Source organism: Pseudomonas sp. HMSC063H08 (assembly GCF_001813645.1).
In the GTDB taxonomy this organism is placed as follows: Bacteria; Pseudomonadota; Gammaproteobacteria; order Pseudomonadales; family Pseudomonadaceae; genus Pseudomonas; species Pseudomonas aeruginosa.
In genome coordinates this window covers 197,673-198,432 of record NZ_KV813635.1, presented here as the reverse complement: position 1 = coordinate 198,432, position 760 = coordinate 197,673, and the positions used below count along the sequence as shown (strand labels likewise).

Annotated in this window: 1 protein-coding gene; it reads right to left on the bottom strand. The window is 63.9% G+C overall.

Annotated elements, in window-relative coordinates; translation table 11 throughout:
• On the bottom strand, positions 1-760 hold a 760-nt coding region (locus HMPREF2924_RS33690), incomplete at both ends, for a PqiB family protein (protein ID WP_168172982.1).

Below are 760 nucleotides of genomic sequence, written 5' to 3'. Positions count from 1 at the left end.
ACGGCTTGCTCGGATCGGTCGGCGGGCTGTCGCCTCGACTATCGGAAGTAGCGAAAGCGATGCCGCCGGCCGCCAGGGTCAGCAACGATTCGCTACGCACCTTGAAGCCGGACAGGCCACCGGAAATGGAGATGCCGCTGGCGTTCCAGAATCGCGTGTGCTTGCGCACCAGGTCGGCGTAGGCCGGCTCGATGTGCACCTTGATCTCGATGGTCCTCTGGTCATCGCCCAGCTGGAAGCTCTTCACCTGGCCGACCTGGATCTGCCGGTAGAACACCGGGCTGCCCTGCTCCAGGGAGCCCAGGCGATCGGCCTTGAGGGTCAGGTGCAGGCCGGGCAGCTTGTCGGAAAGGGGTGGCGGCTCCTTCAACGCGGTGAAGTAGCGTTCTTCCTTCTCGCCCTTCACCGGATCGACCGCGATGTAGACTCCAGAGACCAGGGTTTCCAGGCCGGTGACGCCAGCCAGGGAAACGCGCGGCTTGACCAGCCAGAAGCGGGTGTCCTTGCTCAGATATTCCTGGGCTTCCTTCTTGATCTCGATGGTCGCGACCACGCCCTTGATGTCCTTGCTGACATGCAGGTCGGTCACCTTGCCCACCGAGATGCCCTTGTACAGCACCTCGGTCTTGTTGGCCTGGATCCCGTCGCCGCTCTCGAAGCGAACCTGGATGTCCACGCCAGCCTGGTCGAAGGCACGCCACGCCAGCCAGGCACCGATGGCCAGGGCTACCAGCGGCAGCACCCAGATCGCCGACCAGTT